This is a genomic window from Bacteroides pyogenes DSM 20611 = JCM 6294 (assembly GCF_000428105.1).
Classification (GTDB): domain Bacteria; phylum Bacteroidota; class Bacteroidia; order Bacteroidales; family Bacteroidaceae; genus Bacteroides; species Bacteroides pyogenes.
In genome coordinates this window covers 1-25,640 of sequence record NZ_ATZH01000022.1, presented here as the reverse complement: position 1 = coordinate 25,640, position 25,640 = coordinate 1, and the positions used below count along the sequence as shown (strand labels likewise).

General features: G+C 47.4%; 12 protein-coding genes and 1 pseudogene. 1 reads left to right on the top strand and 12 read right to left on the bottom strand.

Annotated elements, in window-relative coordinates:
* Window positions 1-12: 12 nt before the first annotated feature.
* The 12 genes from C234_RS0106105 to C234_RS0106045 form a co-directional block, all read right to left on the bottom strand.
* Entirely contained in the window at window positions 13-1,485 is a 1,473-nt protein-coding gene (locus tag C234_RS0106105) for a glycosyltransferase family 2 protein (protein WP_027325045.1), read from the bottom strand.
* Between the two features lie 20 nt (window positions 1,486-1,505).
* On the bottom strand, window positions 1,506-3,380 hold the full coding sequence (locus C234_RS0106100) for an outer membrane protein assembly factor BamB family protein (protein ID WP_154656396.1): 1,875 nt from the start codon (window positions 3,378-3,380) through the stop codon (window positions 1,506-1,508).
* A 4-nt stretch (window positions 3,381-3,384) separates the two neighbouring features.
* Window positions 3,385-6,480: a golvesin C-terminal-like domain-containing protein gene (locus C234_RS0106095; protein WP_027325043.1), complete on the bottom strand. Its 3,096-nt coding sequence runs from the start codon at window positions 6,478-6,480 to the stop codon at window positions 3,385-3,387.
* A gap of 732 nt (window positions 6,481-7,212) precedes the next feature.
* Entirely contained in the window at window positions 7,213-8,982 is a 1,770-nt protein-coding gene (locus tag C234_RS0106085) for a RagB/SusD family nutrient uptake outer membrane protein (protein ID WP_027325041.1), read from the bottom strand.
* 23 nt (window positions 8,983-9,005) lie between these two features.
* Window positions 9,006-12,371: a SusC/RagA family TonB-linked outer membrane protein gene (locus C234_RS0106080; RefSeq protein WP_027325040.1), complete on the bottom strand. Its 3,366-nt coding sequence runs from the start codon at window positions 12,369-12,371 to the stop codon at window positions 9,006-9,008.
* Window positions 12,372-12,712: 341 nt separating this feature from the next.
* Window positions 12,713-13,561, bottom strand: a complete 849-nt coding sequence (locus C234_RS0106075; protein ID WP_027325039.1) for a hypothetical protein — start codon at window positions 13,559-13,561, stop codon at window positions 12,713-12,715.
* A gap of 427 nt (window positions 13,562-13,988) precedes the next feature.
* Complete coding sequence (locus tag C234_RS0106070) at window positions 13,989-14,648, bottom strand: response regulator transcription factor (protein WP_027325038.1); 660 nt, start codon at window positions 14,646-14,648, stop codon at window positions 13,989-13,991.
* 45 nt (window positions 14,649-14,693) lie between these two features.
* Complete coding sequence (locus C234_RS0106065; protein ID WP_021646018.1) at window positions 14,694-15,113, bottom strand: hypothetical protein; 420 nt, start codon at window positions 15,111-15,113, stop codon at window positions 14,694-14,696.
* A gap of 192 nt (window positions 15,114-15,305) precedes the next feature.
* Entirely contained in the window at window positions 15,306-17,624 is a 2,319-nt protein-coding gene (gene pbpC / locus C234_RS0106060; protein ID WP_027325037.1) for a penicillin-binding protein 1C, read from the bottom strand.
* A 15-nt stretch (window positions 17,625-17,639) separates the two neighbouring features.
* Window positions 17,640-23,267 (bottom strand): alpha-2-macroglobulin family protein, encoded by a 5,628-nt coding sequence (locus C234_RS0106055; protein WP_027325036.1) that lies wholly within the window; start codon window positions 23,265-23,267, stop codon window positions 17,640-17,642.
* 158 nt (window positions 23,268-23,425) lie between these two features.
* The gene (locus C234_RS0106050) at window positions 23,426-24,436 is read right to left on the bottom strand and encodes a GGGtGRT protein (RefSeq protein ID WP_027325035.1); all 1,011 of its coding nucleotides are present in this window, start codon (window positions 24,434-24,436) and stop codon (window positions 23,426-23,428) included.
* 18 nt (window positions 24,437-24,454) lie between these two features.
* Complete coding sequence (locus C234_RS0106045; protein WP_027325034.1) at window positions 24,455-25,156, bottom strand: iron-sulfur cluster assembly scaffold protein; 702 nt, start codon at window positions 25,154-25,156, stop codon at window positions 24,455-24,457.
* Window positions 25,157-25,416: 260 nt separating this feature from the next.
* Between C234_RS0106045 and C234_RS18000 the strand changes: the two are divergent.
* Window positions 25,417-25,640 (top strand): annotated as a pseudogene (locus C234_RS18000) (IS982 family transposase); the annotation flags it as partial.

Here is a 25,640-nt window from a genome sequence, read left to right as displayed (position 1 = left end):
ATAATGATGTCTTTAAGATTTCGTTTTTTTCTTTTTGTTTAATGCGATCCGGGCTTGAAGCTCCCAAGTACGGATGCGGTCTTTATATAAATTATGACTATTCTGTTTCACGATGTCCAGCGAAGCGTCGGAGTTGTCTTCCCAGCGGCGGCATAGATAAACGACGTCATACACACGGCCTATCTGATAGTGGCGCGAGAAGTTGAGCCCTAACGCATAATCTTCGCCGTAACTTGTATTGGGTACTTTTATTTTTCTCAGAATCGGAGTATAGAACGCGCGGGGAGCGCCCAGCCCATTGATACGCAGAGCATTGTTGCGTCCGTTTTCAGGAGTCCACTCTTTGTGGTCGATTATTCCCGGGGCAATCATGTTCATGTCAAAGTCTGTCATCATGTAGGTTCCTACCACCATCGCGCAGTTCTGCCGGTAGAATGCGTCGACCATGGTTGCCAGCGTGTTCTTGTCTTTGTAAACGTCGTCGCTGTCGAGCTGAACCGCAAACTTCCCGCACTTCTCATGATGCACGCCCAAATTCCAGCATCCGCCGATTCCCAGATCCTTGCGTTCGGGAATAAGATGGATGAGACGTTCGTCGTCCTTGAATTCGTCGATCGCTTCGGTGGTTCCGTCCGTCGAATGGTTGTCGATGACAATGAGATTGAATTTGAACCCGGCCTCCTGACTCAGTACGGAACGGATCGCATCACGGATGGTACGTATCCGGTTGCGCACGGGGATAATGACAGACGCCTCATACTCTGAATGATCCTCGCTGAATTCTATTTTTTCAAATTCCGGTTCCAGATATCCGCCTATTTCCTTCAAATGTTCCGTACAAGCTTGTTCCATCTCGATCTGGCGATTGCGGTTTTTGGGATCGACATAATCAAACAGTTTCTCTCCGCTTTTTCTTACGTCTTTCTCTATTTCGCTGTAAAGATACTCGTTTATATGTACCAGATCTGCCTTTTGGCTTATTTTTAGCCGTAAATCGTAAAGACCGGCAAAGTCGTAATCCGATTTCATGCGGGCCGCCGCATCTTTCAACGCCTGTGTGTCGAACAGCATCACGGAACCGAAGTCGAAATCATCTCTTAAAGAGCCTTGCTGATAGCCGATGACGGGAGCGGCCATTTGCTTTCCTTCTTTCATTTGATAGCGGTCGGCATACACCATGCCCGCCGTGCTGTCGGAAGCGATTTGTATCATTCGTTCCAAAGCAAACATGCCCAGCTCCAATCCGGTTTCCTTTGTATAAAGAAGCGTATATTCCGCATCCGCGCTTTCGGCGATGGCCTTCATGGTGCGGCTGCTATGAAACTTGTCTATATTCAATAGCTTGCAACCGGGTAATGCTTCCGGCTGATTTCCGGTCGTCATCAGGTAGATATTTTTAATGACTCCGGTGTTTTGCAATCCTTTTACGGTTTTTTCGATTTCTTCTTTCCCTATGTAGGGGAGGTAACAGCTGATTTTGGTCATATCTTTTTGTTTTTATGGTTTCAGTCTACCTTTAAAACTCCCGCTTCACCGCTTGTTGCGGTGAATACCACTTTCTTCCCGTTTACGGGAATCACTGTGTTTATCAAAGAATTTCCTATCTTGTGCTTCCACAATATGCGTCCGTCCTTCCCGTTTAATGCAAAGATAAGTCCCTCTTTGGTGCTCCCGAACACGACTCCGTCTTTTTCCATCTGCATGGATGGGGCATGCTCGTAGCCGAACCCTACGTTTGCCGCCCATATTTGATGCGGTTTGTCGCCTCTTGCCGCATAACATACGATACTGTCGTTCATCGTTTTGCTGAAGATACGTTCGCCGTCCTCACTCAATCCGATTGTTTCCCTTACTTTTGATTGGAAAGTACGCCACACTGTTTTCCCGGTGTTCAGGTCGATGGCTGTCATCGCGCGTTGCGGATCTGTGATGAATACTTTGCCATGCGAAGAAACCGGCCATACGGCAGCAGGGGAAAAGTGCATGCGTGTCAGTCCGCCGGTCCATTTCCAAACTTCTTTGCCATTTGCTTTATGCAGTGCATAAAGCGTGTTGTCCCATGCGCCGAATACAACTTTATCATCTGTGACCAAAGGTTTTGTTTCTATATACCCTTTTACTTTATCATATTCCCATTTCAGTTTTCCGGTTCTGATATCGATGGCGCGAAATATATGATCGCTGGCGCCGACATAAGCAATTCCGTTCTCTATCGTTACAGCCCCTAACACAGAGTCTTTGGCTTTAATCTTCCATAGCAGTCTTCCGTTCTTGGCGTTCAGGCCATAAATGTGACGGTCGGCCGAACCGAATACGACAATATTGTCGCTGAAAGCCGGAGTTCCTATAATTCGTTTTTCCGCATTGAAGCTCCAGAGCTTTTTGCCGTTCTTTAGTTTATAGGCGGTGAGGCGTCCCATATCGTCACCCACAAAAATCTTATTTCCGGACACGGCGGGCGAACAGTAGATACCTGCGCCTGTCTGTATCATCCATTGTTCCCTTACGTTCGGATACTCTTCGTTGACCGTGAAGTCGGGATATTTTTCGGCTTTGCCCGCAGGGTCGTAATAAGACGATGTCAGAGAGAAACCGGTCTCTCTTTTCGGAGTCTCGTCGATGCGCTGCGTATATACATGTATGGAGTCCGAAGTCACTTCGTATATCCCATAGCCCGATTTGTTGTCTTTATCGCGTAAACTGCTTCGCATTAGTATTCCCGGAATTCCATCGTAACGCAAGTTGCGGAAACGGTGGTAATGGCCGCCGATGAACATGCGGATATTGTATCGGCGTACCGCATCCGTTACTTCATACCAGTTGTCCACATCTCCGTCCGATAACGGATAATGCGTGACTAATACCACAGGCTGTCCTTGGGGAGCTTTATCCATTCTTTCCTGCATCCAAGCGATATCCTGAGGAACGACGTGTCCGTATGCCATTCGCATCAGTGGTCCGGAATTGAACCCCATAAAAAGAATGCCTTTGTGCGTGAAATCGAATCGTTCGCTGCCGAAAACATCGGCAAAGGCAGTGCATCCCGATTCGCTCCACTTCGTTTCGTGGTTGCCCGGAACGACGTAATATTTCACTTTCAGCAAGTCGAGACACGATTTTACCTTTTCTATTGTACTTCGGTCTCCTTCTTCCGTCAGGTCGCCTGTCACCAGCACAAAGTCGATGCTGTCCGTAGCGTTGATTTGCCGTATGCTGCGAAGCAAATCTTCGGTAGGGGCGGCATTGTTCGGACTGAGATGAGTATCCGTCAGTTGAATAAAACGAAACGGAGTGACTTGCGCCCCGGTTGGAAAAGCCAGCGAGTGTACGAACAGGATGGCTGCCAGTATTCTTTTTCTTATGGTTGAAAGTCGGTTCATGCGGTTATTCTTTTGTGTATTCGTCGAAGAAAGTTAAAATGGCGCTCATTAAACTGTTTCGTTCATCCTCCGTACGCAGCGTTTCGAAGGGAAATCCCAGTATGTATGTCTTGTAATTGCCGCAGTAGGCGACTCCCGCGCTTAAATTGTTCTCGGAATATCGCATCACCGTATGAGCCGCTTTGTCTGCCGGCTCTATTGCGTCGGGCGATTCAGCTATGTAGCATTGGTCGTTCAGCTCTTGGTTGAATGAATAGTGAGCGGCGGGAAAACGGAACGGTGAAGCGACGCCTTTCGCCTTTCCCGTTCTTGCGGCTTGTCCTGCACGCCATTTGTACTTCAGCACCTGCGAAGCGAATTGCTTGTCGCATTCTTTGCCGGGGGCAAGGGGGTTGTCCCATAAGTCGGTGCCTACGTATGCCCCGGAGATAAAGATGTTGCCTCCTTGCCGGCAATAAGCCTCGATGGCTTTTTGCATGGGTTGGGTGAAAGTCTTGAATTGCAAAGGCTTTATACCGCCTCTTCCCATTTTGGTCTGACGTTCTTTCCCTAAAATAAGGTCTACATGCTTATAATCGTTCAGATCGACTATGCTGTCTTCTACCGCCTCGTCGCTGCACGATACGAAAGAATATCCGGCATTCAGGATTGCGGCGCCGTGCACACTCGGATAATCGAACGTGTTTCCGCAGATGACTTGGGTCTCATAATCGGCATAGCTGTCGCCGAAGCCCGAGGCGTCATCGTCCATCCACGGAATTTGTCGGCGGTATTCTTTCATTCGCCCGATGTAACTGATGTCTTTCAGATAGGGTACTCCATGATCGAGCATGTCGAGGAATCCTGCAAGCATTTTGTCGCCGGGAGCGGGCGCTACGAAGTCGGCGGGCGCGCTGATCCGATCGAATGCATTGACGACGAGTACCGGTGGTTTCGCACGTCCTTCCGATAAGGTGGAAGATGCCACGCCGGCAGATAAAATTTCGGAGGGAAAGCTTTTTCCACCTTTGTTGACGGCCGCTACTTTATAGCTGCAAACCACACCGGAGGGTAGCGTAGTCCGGTAACGATTCGTGCCCACCAATACTCCGCGGTCGAAGTCTCCGTCTCCGACACGGGTGTAAACGATATATTGTTCGGCTTTCGCGGTCGGTTCCAACGGGTCGTCCACCGGCTGCCAGCTCAATTCTATTTCGTTCGTTCCCGTCATCCGCAACGCCAGATGGTCTACCGGTAAAGGTTGAACCACATACGGCATCTGATATTGCGAGCAAATGAACTTCAGTATGCCTTTGTAGATTGCCCGGCTCACGGTGAAGCGGAAGCGAGGATCCAGTCCGTATCTCATATCTGCGAAGTTTTGGTGAGAAAGCAGCTCGAGCAACATGGCGGGAACGCGGGGGACGCGTGCCTCGAAATACGCTCGGTCCCACATCCCCCGGCGTGTCCATTGCGGTTCGTAAAGCGCGCGGATGTCGTTCACGATATCCGACTGAATGATATCCGTGAGATCGTGCGCCAGAGTGCGCGAAGCTCCGTTGGCATACATCCCGTCGTAAGAGGAAGAATGGTATATGCCCAGAGTTCCGATGATGGAATCGTTTAAAGTAGTGCCGGCATCGGAATGGAAAGCGAAAGCCAGATCGATGGGGATGTTTAGTCCTTTTTCAGAGGGGTTGACAACAGAGCCGCCCGACAGATAGTTTACCCACATGCCCCTGCATTTGTAGTCGTCGGTATAGTCGTTTTTCCCTCGGCTCTCCGAATAAATGCTGTCGGGTACGCCCGCCCATTGCATCCAATAGCGGGCAGCTTCGCAGAAACGCGGGTAGCCCGATGTGCGATAGTCTCTCTTTTCAAGAGGAAGGTGATTGCTGTTGGCGGTTTCTTTCACTTCATTTCCCGTATCGGAGCTTTTCACATTCTCCGTCGTGCCCTCTGCCGAGAAAGTACGGGCGATGTTTCCCATTCCGCCGCCGAATTTCACTGCGTCGGCTGTCACCGTTTTTCCTGCCTTTCCGGAGATGTTGCTTAATACAACTTTTCCTCTGTCGCTTTTGCCGGTGTCGAAAACAAATGTTCCCAAGTAAATCCAAGTGCCTCCGCCCATCTTCTGGTTTACTTTGAATTGCGTCGTGCCTCCGTTGTGATGAATGGTGTAGAGCGCGTCTTCCGTGCTGTTGGGCAAAGTCTTGTACGAAACATACACGGCATACTCTCCTTTTGCCGGAATGTCCGGTATCCATTCTGCCGTACTTTCCCTTTTCCCTTTCCTTACGCTTTCGATGCGGCGGTACGTGCCTTCGTTGAATGGATTTTCGAATTCGATGTATTGCGCACGGAGGTGGGCGAATCCTTTACCTTCTCCTTGCTTCCAGCTTTTTTGAGCCGGCTTTTCTATATAAGCCGATTGTGTGTCGCGGCTTCCGTCGTTGTCTACGATGATTTCTTCTCTTCGGCAATCCCGTTCGCGAGGGAGGAGCACATTGGCGCCCGCATTCTCCAGCATCGGCACCAGATAGGGAAGCACATAGCTTTGCGTGTATAAATCTTCCACGGTCTGGAAGATGCGCGCTCGTTGCCATTCCCAACGGTCGAGTTTGGCTTCGTAGTAGAAACCATGGCTTTGCCACATCGCTATGTGGCGGTTGTACAATCCGTTCGTCGGCGTGTGTATGGCATCCGCTTCCCGCTTCAAAGGAGTCTTGCCTGCCGGATGAAACCTTTTTGCTTTTTTGTCCGCTTTGCTTCGGAAGGCTTGCGGAATCCATTCTTCGATTTTGCGTCCGTGAGTGAAGACTTCCACTTTGAATCTGCTGAAGCTTCCCGGCAACAGCCGTCTGACGGTTTGATAAAGATCCGCTACGTTCTTTTCACGAAAAGGAATGTACGCGCAATTCATATTGGCAAAGAGCTGCAACGTTTTGTTTTTGCTGTTTATCGCCACCGAGTCTATTCTGACGCGTCCTATCGAAACCTCTTTGCGGGCAGCTTCATTCAAGCGGCTTTCGATGGTGTCGAGTACATTTTTCGGTAGCTTTTGCGCGTTTGCCGGCGGGGGGAGAAGAAACGCCGTACATAGGGCGGCGAAAACAAGCAATTTCGAGGCGGTATTTCTGTGTGTCAAGTTATTCTCTTCTGTCTTTGGCAAGAATCTGCTTCTTGGGTTTGAAAAAGCCCGGAATATGAATATTCCAAAGGATGTGATTATTGCGGCTATTAGAAATGAAGGAATCATATACAAACGTTTTTAAACGGTTAAACAGGTCTGTTGTAAAATGAGTTTTCAGCTTTTGGTGACTATTGACAGGCGTTTCCCATAGCAGTATCCGTCAAGCTTTATTTCCGGAACAAAGATAACATTTCTTTTGGTATCGGAAACATTTGTTTGATATTTTTTGCTATTGCAAGGTTTAATTTGCATTTGATTTCCGGATTCACGATAGGCTTCGGCCTGAGAACCGTTCTCTCCGTTTCGGACCATCTATGGTGTGCGTTGTTTCCCACATGGGCAACAAAAGTTTCCCCGATGGGAAACAAAAGTTTCCACAGCGGGAAAATAAAGTTTCCCCAGTGGGAAACTTTTGTTTCATCAGCGTGAAACAAAATGGAAACTCCATCTTTCTGTTGCCGTAGCGCGACATCCTGTGCTTCTTATCCGTATTTGCGGGCATGATATGTGTTTGTTGAGCGCATCGTAAAGCTGTATGCCTAAAAAAATGCCCCTGTTGCAATCATCTGCGACAGGGGCGAATTCTGTTTTTAGGAATTTGTCAGCCAACTTCCGGCATTGCAATATTTCGTATGTGCAACTTCCGGCATGTCCGGCCGGTTATTTTTCCCATCCTTTGTTTTGTTTCAGGTTTTTGTTCAGGGTCAATTGTCCCGACGGAATAGGGTACAGATATTGGCGCGCCTCGAAAATACGTGTTTTATCCGCCGAAGCGTCTATATAAGTGCCGTCGACCAAAGATATGTCGATTCTCTTGTCGGTATCCGACGGGTTGGCATTGGCGTACTCGATGGCGGCTTTGATATTCGCCCCCTTCAGGATATCGGGATACTTCTTCGAGTCGAGCTTATCGAGCTGATGCCAGCGGATAAGGTCCCAATAGCGCACCCAGTTGTCGATCATTAATTCGCACCGGCGACACCGGCGGATTTCCCACAAGAGGTTGCTCACTCCCATGTTGTTGGCAGGATCGGCTTCGGGCGTCAGGCTCATAGGAGGAAGCCCTGCGCGTGCTTGCAGTTTGTTCACCGTTTTGTCCAGATCGTTCTGGTCGATAGTGCCCAGCTCGGCTTTGGCTTCCGCGTAATTCAAATAGACTACGGAGAGCCAGAATAGGGGAGCGTCGGTGTAATTACGCCCTACATTCTCCCGATCGTTGACGGACATGCCGAGATTGTCGAATTTTCCGATTCCGTAGCCGGTGGAAGAGGTCATTGTCGCCCCGCCTTTGCCGCGCTGCCAACCCCAGTTTTTGAAGTAAACGATGGGGTCGAGCAAAGCTTCCAAGCGAGCATCGCGTACGTCCAACAGTTTCCGGATACTGATGTAGTGCGCGGTCAGGGGCTTGCCTTGAGCGTCTACGCCGGCATTCACCGTCATCAGTTCGCCCGCGTCGTTTTTGTTTTCAGAGGTTGTGGCAAGCGGTTTCCCGTCTTTAAACAAGAAGGCTTCGAAAGCATCTTTGGTGATGCCGCTTTGATTGGACGATGAACCTGTATAGGCGATGGTGGAATGCATGAAAACCTCCAATGCGTAGGCCTTGATGAAGATCATTTCGGGGTTTTCTTTCAGGCTGATGGAATTATATATCTCCTTGTAAGTTTTACTCAGCGAATAGTTCATCTTCATAATCTCCTCACAGGCTTTCACACACTCCTGCAGATATTTCTGAGTACGCGCGTTATCGGGAGCTTTCCCGTTTTCGGCTACTGTGCGGTACTTGCAGAATGTTCCTTCGAACAACGTGATATCTGCTTTCATGGCATAGGCCAGTCCTTTGTTCCAGAATGCTTTATTCGTTCCCGTGATGTTTTCGCAGGCGAAATTCAGATCTTCGAGTACCTTATCCATCACGATGTCGCGATCGAGCCGTTCGCCATACAACTCTTCTTCTTTTGCCGGGTCTATCACTTCGTCGATCCACTGAACATCTCCGTACATGCGCACCAGCTGGTAGTATTGCCAGGCCCTGTTCAAGCGGGCTACTCCTTCATAATACTTTTTGGTCGCTTCGTCGAGACTCGATATTTTCAAACCATGCAGAATGTAACCGATTCGGCGAATCTCTGTAAAGGGCAATTTCCAGTTTTCTGACGCGGCAGGCACGTTGACGTTCGCCCAGTCGGTAAAGGTTCCCGATGCCTGATCGTCGCTGAGAGATTTGAAGTAATACCAGCCTCCACCGCCGCCGTTTCCGTAGCCTGAGTAGTTCTCATATAGTTTATTGCATTGGTTTTCTACATTGTCGCGATTACTCCAATATGCCGGACTGTCCGTAAAGCGGTCCAATGGCTCCTTGTCGAGGAAGTCGTTACAGCTCATGAGAGATATTGATACGGCAACGATTCCATATATGTATTTCTTTTTCATATTCTTCTGTGTTTTAAGGTTGTTTAAAATGTTACTTGCAGACCGAACGAGAATGTGCGGGTAATGGGTTCCGTACGTCCCCAAGTTCCGTATGAGAGCTTTCCGTATCCTTCATCGACTTCCGGGTCGACGGGTAAATTACTGCCTTTGTGCAGCAGGAACAGGTTGCTGCCGCTGAAGTATACGCGTGCCTTTTCGATATAAGCCTTGCGGGTCAGGTGTTGGGGAATTGTGTATCCCAAAGTAACGTTCTTCAAACGAAGGTACGACATGTCGACCAAATATTTGTCCTGCGGGTAGTAGTTGTGGCAACCGTCTTCGATTCCCGATACGGTTCCTTTACCCTCATTGCCCGGATATAAACGCGGGAAGTCGTTTCCTTGGTTAATGTTCCACTGCCCTGTTGCATAATCGTAGCTGTTATAGCTCGTTTGGTTGCCATAGATTGAAATATCCGCTGCGCGCATCATCGGGAATGCGAATGCCGATTGTGTCCAGTTCTCGCGTTTGCCTACGCCTTGGAAGAATAGGTCGAGGTCGAACCCTTTCCAGGCTCCGCCGATATGGAAGCTGTATTCATAGCGAGGCATGTTGTTTCCGATAACCTTGAGGTCTCCGTGGTCGTCGGCGGTACCTTTCCCGCCGTCTATCTTGCCGTCGCCGTTCAAGTCTTTGAATTTTATATCGCCCGGTCCGTATACGAAGTTGTCGGTTTGAAGTCCGGTCTGGTCTGCCACACCTTTTTTATATGAACCGTCTGCATTGAAATCATCCGGCATAAAGTAGCGTTCCGTTTCGAATCCCCAGATATCTCCATATACTTTGCCTGAGTAATATGTATTAAGTAGTTTGGAGTCATTGTTCCATTGGGTGATGGTCGTTTTCGAATCTCCGATATTGAAGTTTGCGTAAACTTCCACGTCATTGAAACGATGATTCCAGTTTAACGACAGTTCCCAACCGCGCGAACGGAGCGTACCCGCATTCTCATAAGGAGCGGTAGTTCCCAAGGTCTCCGGAAAAGTTCTGGCCGGTGCAAGCATATCCCGGTTCTCACGTTGGAACCAATCGAACCCGACGGTTAGTTCGTTATTCAAGAATCCGAGGTCGATTCCCACATCGATCGTGCGTATGCGTTCCCATGTCAATGCGCTGGAAACCAGCTTAGGCATGTTGGCTTGGGTGATCAAACCGTTTCCTGCGCTGTTGAGCCAATGGGTATATCCCGTATCTTCGTTTTGCGAAACGGTGGTGATGACCGGAATAAACATATAATCGCCTACGGCTTCGTTGCCTATTTCCCCGTAGGAAGCGCGCAGTTTGGCATTATTGATGATGTGGCGGAGATTATCGAAGTAAGCTTCCTGCGAAAAGCGGTATCCTACGGATGCCGAGGGGAAGAATGCCCAGTGGTCGTTGCGCGGGAAACGTGAAGAACCGTCGTAACGTCCGTTCAGTTCCAGCAGGTAAATGCCTTTGTAATCGTAGTTTATACGTCCGAAATATCCGGCCGACGTACGGTGAGTGGCATTGCCTTTCACTTCTTTCTTGTCGCCTGTGGTCAGATCGATTTCAGGAAGACTCGTGTCCAGCAGACCGTTGCGGTATGCATAGAAGTAATCGTAGCGCGTAGATTCCGCATTTCCTCCCAACATGACCGTCAGGTTGTGGTCTTGGGCGAATGTTTTGTTATAAGAAGCATATATGTTGGTAGTCCAAGTGTTTGTTTTGGAATTGTCTCTCCATGCATTCGTGCTTCCCTTGTTTACGATATAGCTCGGTTCTTTTATCGATGCCCAATTATTCATTCCGAATACGGGAAAGTCGGACGATCCGCTGTTCATGTTCTGGATTTCGTAGGTAAAATCCGCATTCAATGTCAACCCCTTGATAATGTCAGCTTTCAGGAATGTGTTCATACGGGTGATATCCGTTGTCGTGGTTTTTGTAGCCGCTTGCTTTTGCATGGAGATTACACGGAAATCGTGTCCGTTGATGGTTCCGTAAGGACCGAAGAACGACCCCCATCGCCATAAGTACTGGTATGTATAGTTCCAGGTATCCGGCTTTGTGTATTCTTTGCGGATGTAATTGATTCGTGCGCCTACTTCGAGCCAGTCTTTCAGTTGGGTGGTAATGTTTACCGAAGCGTTGTATTTCTTCAGCTTGTCGGGGTTGAATTTCATGATACCCTGTTGGGAATTATATCCGAAAGAAAGGTAATAGTTAGTCTTTCCGCTTGTGCCCTGAACATTTATATTATGGTTCTGCGAAGGAGTTGCGTCATTATAGAAAATCTTCTTGACGTCCCAATCGGCGTAGTACAACGCTCTGCCGGTGGTGGGATCCATGTAGTAATCGCCTACCTTGTCCATACTCTCAAACGGCACCATTTCCCGGTAGCCTGCTTTACCTTTGTGTTGGGCTTTCCATGCTTCGGCATAAGGAAGCATTTGGTCGAAATACATGCCGAAGAGTTCTACCGCATCGCTTCCGGCACGTTTCTTGGCATCGATGGCTGCGCGGAGTTGCGTCGGGACGTCCGGATAATCGGGCAGGAACGTAGCTTGATCCCATGCGAAGTTGTTGCTATAGGTGATCGATACGCGCTCAACGGACTTCGCACTTTTGGTCTTAACCAAAATCACTCCGAAAGCTGCCCGTGTACCGTAAATGGAAGAAGAAGCCGCATCTTTCAGCACGGAGATGGATTCGATATCCTGAGCATTGAGGAAAGAAATGTCGTCCATCGGCACGCCGTCGACAACGATGAGCGGAACGCTTTTTTTGTCGTTGCTCAAAGTTCCCAGACCGCGAATCCGGATAGTCGGGTTGTTGTTGATGTTACCGCTCGACGAAACGATGGATAATCCCGGAACGGCTCCTTGAAGAGCTTTCGCTACGTCTTGTTGCGGACGTCCTTCCAAGGTCTTTGAAACATCTACCGTGGTGACGGCTCCCGTTAAGTTCTCTTTTTTCTGTGTTCCGTAGCCTACCACCACAACTTCCGACAGGAGTTCGGTGTCTTCTCTTAAAACGATTTTCATCGTTTTTTCGGCTTTAACTTCCTGATTCCGGTAGCCGACATAAGAGATTTGCAGTATGGCTCCGGATTTGACGTTCAATATGAAATTGCCGTTTATATCGGTAACTCCTCCGTTTGTCGTACCTTTTTCAAGCACGCTTGCACCGATAACAGGTTGTCCTTGTACATCAACGACAACCCCCTTTACATTGATTGTTTGCAATTGTTGCGTAACTTCCGAAATACTGCCTTCGGCAGTCGGAGCGGCCATTATGTCGCCGCTGTTGAGGAGCAGTGTGCTGACAGCTATTGCTGCGAGAAGTCTGCTGTTTGTCAATCCTCTTTTTGTGCCTTTCCCATTCATAAGTGACTGATGATTTTTGTTAATAAAAAAGGTTATTCTTTCAGGTTTCTTGAAATCGATGAGTAATTAGTGAATTATAGTACGTCTATAACATGAAGTTTGTCGTTATAGGAGGATACTATTGCGAATAGACGGTTCTGTGTTTCATAGGCATGGCCCTTTCATTAGGTTAATAAAGGTAAGGGAACGAATAGTATTCGTTCCAACTATTAGCAAAGATATGAATTTGTTTTAAATCAAGAACAGATTTTTACATTTATTCTATTTTATAATCTGTTTTTATACTTGATGTGGCTATGATTTTATTTTATTATCAGTGCTGTTTATCGTTATCTTATATTTTATGGTTCTTCTATGTTCATCGAATGATATTCGATCAGTCCGTTCATCAGTGTTTCTTCTATCACATCGAGTTTCATGCCGTACTCTTTTACTATTTCTTTCAGCAGAGGAGCGTATGTATATGCCAGCGAACCCACAAAACGGATGGGGTAGTTTTGATAATCGTACTGGCAAACGTTGCGGGTAAAGAAGTTGCGTAGACTGCCCGTTATGAGGTTAAGGGCGTAATCATTGTCTGTATGGTCGGCCAGGAAATATGCAATGGTAGCAAGGAAGCGGTTAGGGAAAGGACGATTATAGACTGACTCCATAACTTCATTGGCAGTGATGCGGAATTTATCGTAGAAATTGTTTGCCAAATCTTTGGGAGCTAGCCCCTTAAGCAGATCGGATAAAAACATTTTTCCCATGGCTGCTCCACTTCCTTCGTCGCCCAGAATGTATCCTCCGGGCTTTACATTCTTCACAATAATTCTTCCGTCGTAGAAACAGGAGTTCGATCCTGTTCCCAGAATACAAGCGATGCCGGGTTCGCTTTTGAACAGACTGCGGGCTGCGCCGAGCAAGTCGCTTTCCACTTGAATCGGAGTCTTAAACTGGGCTACTAACGAAGCGCCGAGTATGTTTTTCTTTTCGTTCGAACTGCATCCCGCTCCGTAATAATATACCTGTTCCAGCTTTTTCCGGAAGAATATGTCAGGTAACCCTAAACGGACGCTACGGCTTATTTCGCGCCGAGTCTGAAAATACGGGTTTATTCCCTCTGTGAAAGCGCGTTGTATTACATGATCGTTTTCTACTATGGCCCATTCCGTTCTGGTCGACCCACTTTCTGCAATCAGTTTCATCGGTTGTATTCTTTAGAGTTGGATACAAATATATGATTTTTTTAAAGAGTCGAAAAGGAAAACGGAAAGTATTTTCGTTTTACTCTTTTTTTGTCAAAATATCATGTGTGAAAAAAACGTCTGCCTGAAAAGATTTTCGCGTTTGCCTTCAAAAAAAACGTGCTTACCTCCTCCAAAGAACGCGCTTGCCTAAACGTGAAAAATTATTTAGGCAGGAACGTTTTTTTCCTTCTTCATAACAACTGTACAAAAGTTCCGGCAAATCCCCAAAAAACACTTTTTCAGATGCCTAATCTTTTTTGAAAACCGGCAATGCGATTTTATGCCCCGGCATATTGGATAAGATGAAAGTTGTTGATTTTTGATATGCTATTGGAGTACGCGAAGCGGAAAACCGTCGCCATGTCTTTTTGGGAAAAAGGTCTGATCAAATATAATATTCGGCAAGGTCTACAATGCCCGCCCGCATGGCATATTTGGTGGCCTCGTGCGCATTGTTGACCCCCAGCTTGCGGAAAATATTCTTCCGGTGGCTATTGATGGTATGAAAGCTGAGGTTTTTCTCCGCTGCTATCTCTTTGGTCGTTTTACCCAAAGCGATTTCTTTCAGGATGTTTTGTTCCGTTACGGTAAGCAGGCTGCTTTTTGCAGAAGAAGTATGGGAGGGAGAGCCTGAACCCGAAAGCAGCAGGTTGCTGACGTGGTTGCAGATGTACCGCTGCCTGCGTGTGGCGCACTGAAGGGCAGAGGTGATTTCTTCCTTGCTGTTGTCTTTCATAATTACGCTGAAAGCGGTGCTGCCCAGCAACATTTGTCGGAGAAAGCTAACGCTCAGTTCGTCGGAAAATAAAATCCAGTCCGCCTCCTTGAAACGCTCTTGCAGAATGAGCAGCTCGTCCGCTCCGGCAAAGTCGAACAGCGTATAATCCAATATCACGATCGCCTGCGGGTGCAGTCGCAGTTGTTGAATCAGCTCGGACTTATTGTCGGCTTCCCAAAGAGCGGATACATCTTTTTGCTGATTCAACAGGAACATCATTCCTGCCTTGCTGATGTCTTGATTGTCTGCAATGATATACTCTCTCATCTGAATCGCCTGTTTAAAATCCTGCTGCAAAGGTACGCTTTTTGATTAACGTTTCAGCCACCAATAACGCAGAAATAATATGCCCGTGAGAATTAAAGCTACGGACAGCCCCGTGTAGAAGACGGAAATGAAGGTATCGGGCAGCAGTTGAAAACGGCGGATGGATACTCCGAGAGCAATCATGAATGTCATAATGGCCCATCCTTTCGCATCGAAAAAGGAGAAGGGGCAGTTTTTCTCTTTCTTTTTCTGTTCGATGCGCCGGGTGTGCTTGTAGTAGAGCTTTCGGAATACAAGGACGAAGAAGAGCAGGAAGACGATGATTGCTTCGCCTGTTTTGAACATCCAGTCTTTGTCATTGTTCATCCAAGTGACAACACCTATTCGCAATACGTTGGCGCCGGCTACAATCCATACAAGTCCGGCCGTGATAAGCAGAACGTTTCTGTTTACTCCGTATTTCATACTCTTTTTCTTTTCTCCTTTTCTTAGCGGGTTAATCGGATAATTATTCGGCCGGTGAGGTAAATGTCATTCATCCGGTGCTTATTTCTTGAATACAACGATTAGTACATCGGTTTTGTTGTTTTATTCGATAAAAAACCGAGTCGGGAGGAAACGCTTTATTCTTTTTATTTTGTAGTTGAAGTCAGTTGTTTATTCTATTAAAAAGCTGGTCGAAACACTGTTGCCTTCGTTGTCGACTACGGTCAGGGAATGTTTGCCCGCCGAAGGCTTCAACGATATTTTATGAAAATCCTCCGTCTGTGTTTCATACGATCCGTCCAAATGCCAGAAGACAGTTGCTTGGGGGTTGCTGTGCGCCAGCTCCACGGTTATGAATCCGCCGCTTCCGTCCATCTGTCTGGTGAGCTTGATGCGGGCATTGGGCGAAGGATATATAAACTGCATCGGTTGGAAGAAATCTTCTCCACAGCCGGGTTTGAACGGAGGCAAGGGCTTGTACTCGGGGTGGTATTGTTTGTAGTACCATTCCCATACAGGCGGGAGAGTGAACCATGACTTCCGAATGGTAGGTTCGGTATCGGCACAGGTTTCGTATATGCGATGTTTCTCATCTGCCGTGAGAGTGACAGGATGATGGTACGGGCAAGCTTCCGTTCGCGCCCCTGCCGGAAGAATAAGTGCCGTATCCGTTTCTTCACAGAACCGCCCTTTCAAGTGCCCGGAACGTCGGCATATTTCCGCTTCGACGAAAACGCCTGTGGGACGTTCGAACCATTTTGATGCAGGAAGCAGGTTGAATATGTCGAACAATACGGGACCTGCCGTTTGAGCACCGACCAATCCCGGTTTTCCTTCGCCGGTGGCATTGCCCACCCACACGCCAACGGTATAACGCGGAGTAACTCCTACTGCCCACGCGTCGCGGAATCCGTAGCTTGTCCCTGTCTTCCAGGCAACTGTCTGTATAGACGGAATCGATTTCCAGTCTATCTCTTCGGGACGGTTTACCTCTTTCAGTGCATCGAAAGTTTGCCACACAGCGCCCGGCATGAAAAATTCCGTATCCTCATCGGCTCCCGTTTCGGAGGACAGCAGTTTGCAACGCTTCTGCGGCAATCGGAGCAGACTGCGTCCCATACGGGCGTATGCGTTCGTTATGTCCCATAAGGTGGCTTCCGCACCTCCCAAAATAAGTGACAGGCCATAATGGGAGGGAGCACGGTTGATTGTTGTAAAACCCGCCTGTTGCAACAGGCGGTGGAACTTCGGTACTCCGTATCTTTGCAGCATGGTTACGGCAGGAATGTTCAGCGAACGGGCAAGAGCTTCCGAGGCCGGCACCGCTCCTTCGAATTGCATGTTAAAGTTTTGCGGAGTGAAGCCGTTGATATTGATGGGAGTGTCCGGAACCAACATGTCGGGCAATAAGGTTCCTTCTTGCAACATCGCATTATACAGGAACGGTTTCAAAATACTGCCTGTACTTCTCGGGGCTTGTATCACGTCTACCTGATTTCCTTGCTGCTTCTTATGATAATGTACATTGCCGCAGTATGCCGCCACTTCGTTGGTTCTCATGTCGATTACCAGAATAGCCAGATTCCGGATATCGCTCCGGCTGAATTCACGGCTCCATCGTTCCGCCAGCTCCTCGATCTGCATTTGGAGGCCACGGTCGATGGTGGACTGGCTGTACATTCCGTTCCGCTCTTTGTAGAAACGGCTCACCAGATAAGGGGCTGTTTGCGGGAGAGGATGAGGCGCATCGGGCAAGGGTTCACTGACTGCCAGCTCGTAGGTAGAACGGTCGAAGTTTTTCTGTTCGAACAATCGTTTGAGCAACCGGTTTCTTTTGCTTAACAATTCTTTACGACCTTTAGACAGATGAATCATTGCGGGAGCGTTGGGCAATACAGCCAGTGTAGCTGCTTCCGCCCACGACAAATCTTCTGCGGAATGTCCGAAATATCTCCAGGCAGCAGCATCCAGGCCGACTACATTTCCTCCGAACGGCGCATGGGAAATATACATCGACAGGATTTTTTCTTTCGAAGCGCGAAACTCCAACCGGGTAGCCCAAATCATTTCAATGAGTTTTTCTCCGATGGTGCGCGGGTTGTTCCGGGCAAGCCGTATGGTTTGCATGGTGATTGTGCTCCCGCCGCTTATGACACGCCTGTTTTTTATGTTCTGATAAACGGCTCTTCCGATGGAAAACGGGTTAACGCCCCAATGGCTGTAGAAATGTTTGTCTTCGAAAGCGACAAGGCACCGTTTTATTTTTTCGGGAGTCGTTTCGCGCGGAGGGAAACGCCATTGCCCGTCGGAGGCGATGCGTGCGCCCAGCAGTTCGTCGTTCCGGTCGGTTACAACTGTGGAGTAGGGCACTTTGAATAACTCCTGAGGAAGACAAAATACATATCCTGCCACCAGAAAAGCAATAATGCCGATGCTTGCTTTCCGGGCGGCGGATAAATCTTTGAAGAATTTTAGCAAATTATTCTTCATCTGTATCTTTACTGCCTATCTGCTGACGATGGTTCTTCCGGCTTTACTCCGTGCCAGCACCGAGGTGTCGTACATGGCTTCGCACTGAACGGCCGGTAGTATAAAGTTGCCTGCATAGGTCGCTTGCAATTTGATGGTGAATGTTTTCGATTCGTTTCGTCGCAAATCGAAATAAGTCAGTACACGGTCGTCGCGAATATCCTGATAAGTATACAATTTGCCCGTCGAGCTTCCGGTTGCCGTTCCCTCTTCGGGATTCGTTATCATTCGTTCGTTGTATACCTCCCATCCCGATGGAAGAATATGCGTCAGCGCCAAATTGCTATAATCCGATGTTCCACTGACATTACTTACGGTAACGACAGCCAGCAGGTCGCTTCCTTGTCGGATATTCTCTATCGAAACAGGAGAGCCGTTGACATCTGTGTATTTCACTGTCATTTGCAGGTTGTCGGCAATGGCGGGTAGCGTGTCGTTCAACAGTTGCGTGCGTGTGATCAGGTCTACGCTCAACACTCCTTTCCCCCGGTTTTTTACTGTTATTCTGCCCGATCTCGGAGAAGTGGGAATCGATTTTTCAAAAACAGCTTTTGCCGTTTTCACGTCTGGTTGTTGTTTGCCGTTCCACGTCCAGTTAAAGTCCATGTTGCCCGACAGCTTTTCGGCCAACCGCCCCATAGCCATCAGTGAGAATGCCGTAGACTGCGTACTGAACCAGTTTTCCCATGAGAGGTTTTTCGATACTTTTCCGGCCTGCTTCAATGCTTCTCCATCTCTCTTCATCAGGATGAGTGTTTCCAGAATCATAGCTTCGTCCCGATCGGACGATCCGTAGATGAAATTCATCGAAGAATAGGGAGTAATCTCCGTTTCGGCCTTATATATCAATTCGCCGGCGGGTTTTTGTTTGCCGGTCAGCGCATAGGCTGCGGCCAGTCTCCACCTGGCTTGGAGCGAAAGTTGTTTTTGCTCTTTCATGCGATTCATAGCTCCGTGTTCCGGTGTTCCTGCCAATGCCAGCGTATACAATCGGAAACTTTGTTGATATTCTGCCTGCCACAATTGCCATTCGTCGGCACCTTGCGGCATACGCCAATTTTGTGCCGCGGCACGTTGGAATCGTTTCCATTTTTTCAATACGGCGGGCTGAACGGCATATCCTTTTTCTTGTGCTATCGTCAGGAACATGCCTGTGTATGAACTGATCCATTCGTCGGCAACTGCATTCCCCGGCCAGTAAATAAATCCTCCGTTCGGCAGCTGGCGGGCATACAGCTGTCGGATGGCTTCCTGTATATTGGCCTTTATCTTTTCGGCTTCCTGTTTGTCTGTCTCTTTGAAACAATCGACGAACAAGAGTGGAAAGGCTTTGGAAGTGATTTGCTCGGTACATTGATGTTGATAGCTGTACAGGAAATCTAACCTGCGGTTGATGTCTACCGACGGTATGCGCGATACTTCCAAAGCAATGTGGTTGTCGGTGGAAGTCCCGTCCAGCTGATAAGCAATCTCGCTTTCCTGTCCTTCCTCGAGCCGGCGGCTTTCTCGTGTCGTTACTACAGGATTAGGGTTGCGTACGTCTATTTCTATTGTTTCTTGCGTCCGTTGTCCACCGCCATCGGCAGCAATGCGAATGGTAGCTTTTCCCGTTTGCTGTCCCGTCTTCAATGTAAAGAATGCGAGTTGGTCTCCGGGTTGTCCGAATGTAAGCGACTGTTGGCGGGTTCCTGCTATCTGTACTCCTGCGCCGGAAGCTTGTATGGATACGGTCACGTTCTTCACCTGTTTTTCCATGGCGAAGATGTTTACCGGAACCAGTATTTCTTCCTGAGTGCTAAGCACGCGAGGCAAAGTAGACAACAGCATTAAAGGTGTGCGCACAAAGGCGTTTTTTTCCGCACTTCCGTACGCTCCGTCTTGTCCGGCTACCACCATCGCGCGAACCGAACCGATATACATCGGAAGCTTCAGCGTATGTGTTTGTTGCTTTCCTTTTTTCAGAGAGAACGGTCCTATAAATTTCACTACGGGTTTGAAACGGTTTGCTTTGGCATCGGCGGGTTTCAGGGTAGCATCTCCTCCGGTGCTGAACAACGCCGTGTAGCGTCCGGCAAAAGCTCCCAATACATCATCGTACATATCCCAAGTGCGAATGCCCAGCGCTTCGCGCGAATAAAATTCGTTCCAGGGATCGGGAGTCTTGAAATTCGTCAAATCGAGCAAACCGTCGTCGACAATTGCCAGCGTATACGTCATGGGTTTGCCGTTTTTTTCACTGACAGTTATGCTGAAGTCGGTTTCCGGACGGATAACTTCGGGCATTTTGATTTGCGGTTGCAGAATGGTTTGCGGATTGGTGACAAATACGGGAGCGACTCCGTACATGCGGATAGGCAGATCGTTCACCGTTTGCGCATGAGGTTGCAGCAGGCTGATATGCAGATATACGTTCGGAGTCATTTCTTCCGTTATCTTAAATGTATACTTTGTGTCGTTCTGAGGGGATACTTCGAGCCATTCCTGTTTCAATATCTTCGATCCGTTTTCGATGGAAATCAAAGCTCTTCCGCCCGCCGATCCGGGAATAATGGCTGTGGCTGTCTCACCAGGCTTATACGAATCTTTATCCAATGAGAAAGCAAGCATTTTGATACCGCTGGGATCGGTTTTGTCCGATCGCCCTCTCCATGCAGGCCAATCGACATATACGGTTCCTCCGGTAGCATGTCCGCTTTCTTTGTCTTTCACATAGACCAGGTAGCGTCCCCAGTCCGGATAGTTCACACGAAAGCCAAAAGAAGCTTTTCCACCGTTGGTTTGCAAATTTCCGCTTACTACAGGAGTGATAGAACTGCTGTTCACATATGTTTCGAACGACTCGTTGTTTGCTTCCCACCACCAACTCCAATTGATTCGGTATATCTTATATTCCAGATTGGAACAGTTGGTCAGTTCTCCCCGGGCATTAACGGTTACGATGTCGAATATGTGGTTTTGATCGGTTTCGATGTATTTATCTTTCGGTTGGTTCAGATTGATACCCACATACGACGTGAAGGGTGAGAATGGAATGCTTTGGATATAGATACTGGCATCTCCTCCCGGTTCGAACACGCGGGTGGTGAGAGTGGCGTTCAGCATTCCCGGAGCGTGCACGGCGTGAGGGAGTTTCCATAAGAAAGATGTATTTCCTTCTGCGTCAAGGGTACCGCTGAATACTTCTTCTTTGACTGAAGTAAAGTCGGTCGCAGGATTATTAAAGATGTATTTGCCGTATTTTTCGAATTGTGTGTTTACCTTCGACAAAGACATTTCTACTTTTGTTTTTAATCGGGAAGCGGTGGCGCCCGTCAGCCAGGTAGAAGAAATGCTTATCGGAACTTCTTTTCCGGAAGCTTCGACTACTTTGCCGGGTAATTTGAGATTTATTTTCAGTCGGTTGGGTTTGACTGTTTCAATACGCAGGCTTTTGTGGAAGCTGCTTCCACCCACTTTAACATAAGCGTTCCAGAAGCCTGTCGGTGCGTCGGCGTTTGTCGGTACATGAAATGTGTAGAAACCGTTCATTCCCTGTGTTGAAATCTGCTTTGCGTAAAACTGTCCTTGCGGATTGTAAATTTCCAATGATACGGGATGATTTTCGGGAATTCTTTTTTCCCGGTCTTCCAGAATGAATGAAAGATGCAAGGTGTCACCCGGTCGCCATACCCCTCTTTCACCATAGATGAATCCTTTCAAGCCTTTCTGAACATCTTTTCCTCCTACATCGAACCGACTCACGGACTGCTCTTCGCCGTCGACTGTACGAACATAGGCTTTTTGCTTATCCGCTTCGGCTACCACGATGAAAGGTATTCCTTGCGGAGTGATTTCCACAAACCCTTCTCCATTTGTCTCTCCTTTGCCTATGCGTTGTAGTTGGAAGTTGTATACGCTTACCAGCGCTTTCGATATCGGCTTCGTGTCCAATATATTGTTTACGGTAACCCATATCTTGTTTTGGGAGTTCCTTTTTACAATCATTCCCAGATTAGACGCAAACACGTTGCATGCTGCGCTACGGTCGGAGCTCATATAATATGACGGATGACAGGGATTATCCCGCTCGTCCCATTTGTACAAACTCCAGTCTATACCTTCTGTTCCATTATAGTAAAAATAAGCCTCCGGGGTGTCCCATGCATCTTTTTCTTTATCCGACAAAGTCTCCTCATTGATTCTTGTCAATCGGTTATTTGTGTTATTATCGGCTGATTGCACGTTTTGGGTGTCTCCCCCGCAGGAATAAGCGGAGTATTCCTGACGGAAAGAAAGAACGATTCGATAAATAGCTCCCGGCTCCTGACGGATCACTCCTGCAAGATCGATCGAATAGTCTTCCCAACGGCGGACATCCTTAGAAGGGTCTTTGCTTAACCAAAGGGTCTTTTTATATACCAATCGTCCCGAACGCCTCAGCTCATTGGCAGACGAGAGGGAGTTGGTCTGCATAAACGTCAGTACATTATTCTCGAAAATACGTATGACGCTTAAATCGACAGCATGAAGATTGACAGCCCGGAAAGGAATAATCAGGTTCTTTGAATCGGGCAAGATAGCTGCGGATGTCGACAGTTTTACCTGCGGTCTCAGATTCAGTTGGCCGAATGATACGGAATGCGATGATCCTAACGCACGGTTGTCGAAGTTTTTCAGTCCTTCGTCAATCTTCAGACTCAGTTTATCGCGATGATTGGCTTCGAAGAATAGAATAATTTTATTGTTTTCAACTTGTAGAATACTTGAAGAGATTTCGGGGATTTCTACTAATCCTTTCAAATCTTGTGTGGATGAAACCGGATCGGAGAAGATAATTTCAATGCCATTCTCCGGTTCTTCGATACGGTGTGCGGATAAAAAACGGAAGCTTCCTTTGACCGGAATCAAAACTTCTTTTTCTTGCGTGTGTTTTATCCCGACAGGTTTTCCGTTTGCCATTATCTTTAGCCGGTAATCTGTGTTGCCTCTCGCCACTTTTTCTATACTGAATCGGTAGCGTGCAGGATTGTCGGTGGAAACTATATGTACCCGATACGCTTTCCCGTCCGGCCCGGAAGCGCTTATCATTGATTCTGCCACTTCTTTTTTCACTACATCGCTAAAACATATCTCTCCTTTCACTGTCACTTCATCCGGTTGTGAGGATGTGACTGAGATGGGAGAAGTATGCAGAGTAAAATTTCTTTCTTGTACCCTGAAAGAGAAATAAAACTTTTCCAGATCCTTTTTTACTTCTACGAATTTGCCTAACTGAAAACTTCCTTCATAAAGCTCTCCGGGTTTCAGCGAACCCTCTTCGGGAATAAATTCGATGGTGTTATTGCTGACCCAATAGGCTTTTCCTTTTAATGAAGGTGAGAAGCTAAACGGATTCTCTTTCAATTCATTGTTAAGATCGACAACCGGTTGGTCTTGCGTCAGCTCTATGCGTATGGTGGAAGCCTGTGAAATAACCCCGCCCGTATAAGCGTTTATGTACGGCGCATATTCTATAGAAGGAAGAATTTCTTTTCGGGTTCGTGTGCATGAGGAAACGATCACGGCTGCCATTGTGATGAGAAGTAACGACAGAAAGTTATTGCGGTTGTTCTTGATTTGTTTCATAGTGAAATGTTTGATATGGATCTATCATACAAAGAAACTAATTTTATTGTGCATTTCAAATATTTTATATAGATTTTACCATTTGCCCGAAGCGATAAAAACAAAAATCCCCATAACTTTCAGTTACAGGGATTTATTATGTCGATTGAAGTATCAGTTTACTTGCTCAAAGCTTGGGCAACATCGACCGCGCAAGCTACTGTGCAGCCTACCATCGGGTTGTTTCCGATACCGAGGAATCCCATCATTTCCACATGAGCGGGGACTGATGAAGAACCGGCGAACTGAGCGTCTGAGTGCATACGCCCCATTGTATCCGTCATTCCATAAGATGCCGGACCGGCAGCCATGTTATCCGGATGAAGTGTACGACCGGTGCCACCGCCTGAAGCTACTGAGAAATAGGGTTTGCCTGCGAGAACGCGTTCTTTCTTATAAGTGCCGGCAACCGGATGTTGGAAACGGGTCGGGTTGGTAGAATTACCTGTAATAGATACGTCTACGCCTTCTTTCCACATGATAGCCACACCTTCGCGAACATCATCGGCGCCGTAGCATTTAACTTTGGCACGTGGCCCGTCGGAGTAGGCAATTTCGCGAACTACTTTCAATTCGCCGCTATAATAGTCGAATTGAGTTTGAACATAGGTAAATCCGTTGATACGTGAAATAATCTGTGCGGCATCTTTGCCCAAACCGTTCAGGATGCAACGCAAGGGTTCTTTGCGCACTTTATCTGCTTTTGCGGCGATTTTGATTGCACCTTCGGCCGCAGCGAACGATTCGTGACCGGCAAGGAAAGCAAAGCATTTGGTTTCTTCACGCAGCAACATAGCAGCCAGATTTCCATGTCCGATACCTACTTTACGGTCATCGGCAACAGAGCCCGGAATACAGAATGCTTGCAGACCGATACCGATAGCTTCGGCCGCTTCGGCTGCATTTTTACAACCTTTTTTCAATGCGATAGCTGCACCTACCACATATGCCCATTTGGCATTTTCGAAACATATCGGCTGGGTTTCTTCACAAGTTTTATATGGATCGAGACCGTGCGATTCGCAGATTGCGTTAGCCTCTTCAATATCTTTGATTCCGTTTTCGTTCAATGCAGCTAAAATCTGTTTGATACGACGGTCCTGGCTTTCAAATTTTACTTCTCTAATCATTGTTTCTTCCTCCATCTATTATTCGTGACGCGGGTCGATATGTTTAACCGCACCCTGTTCAGCAGTGAAACGTCCGTACGTACCAGTGACTTTCTTCAGAGCTTCATTGGCATCTGTACCTTTCTTAATCTCATCCATGAATTTGCCAAGGTGAACGAATTCGTATCCGCAAATTTCATCATTCTTATCCAATGCGACAGACTTGATGTAGCCTTCGGCCATTTCGAGGTAACGAGGACCTTTGGCCAAAGTTCCGTACAATGTACCTACCTGGCTGCGCAATCCTTTGCCTAAATCTTCCAATCCGGCACCGATCATCAGACCGCCTTCTGAGAAAGCCGACTGTGTACGTCCGTAAACGATTTGCAGGAAAAGTTCACGCATGGCGGTGTTAATGGCATCGCAAACGAGGTCGGTGTTCAGCGCTTCGAGAATTGTTTTTCCCGGAAGAATTTCGGAGGCCATTGCTGCCGAATGCGTCATACCCGAGCAACCAATAGTTTCAACTAATGCTTCCTGAATAACGCCTTCTTTAACGTTGAGTGTCAGTTTGCAGGCGCCTTGTTGAGGAGCACACCAACCGATACCGTGTGTTAAACCTGAAATGTCGACGATTTCTTTTGATTTTACCCATTTGCCTTCTTCGGGTATGGGAGCCGGTCCATGATTAGGGCCTTTCTTTACAACACACATGTGTTCCACTTCGTGTGAATAAGTCATAATTAGCTCTATTTAAGTAATATAATAAAAAATACGTAGTTGCTTTTTTCAGAATCGTCCACAAAGTTAGTCGTTTTATTTGTTTCTGTCAACCGCCTTTTGTGACTTTTTTGAGAAAACCGGCAATTTGACCGGCGTTTATTTAAAGATTGCAAAGTCGGTATTGCAGAAACTGATTTTCTCGTTCTCATTGAAACATTTTATAATGCTTTTTACCATACATAACCCGTTGGTTGAATTAAAAATCTAAATATTTACAAATGAAAAAGTTGCACATATCACTGATTTTTAGTAATTTAATGGTAGCTAAACCGTTGAATACTATTTATCTGCATATGCGCAACTTCATAGCAAATTTCGTCAGAATTCTCGGAATCTGCAAGGATTTCGCCGGAAATCGTGTTAATGAGCTCGGAAATATACCCCGTTGTGGTGTAGTTCCCAAGTTTTCCGACCTTGAGGTCATCGCTTTGAGCATAACAGC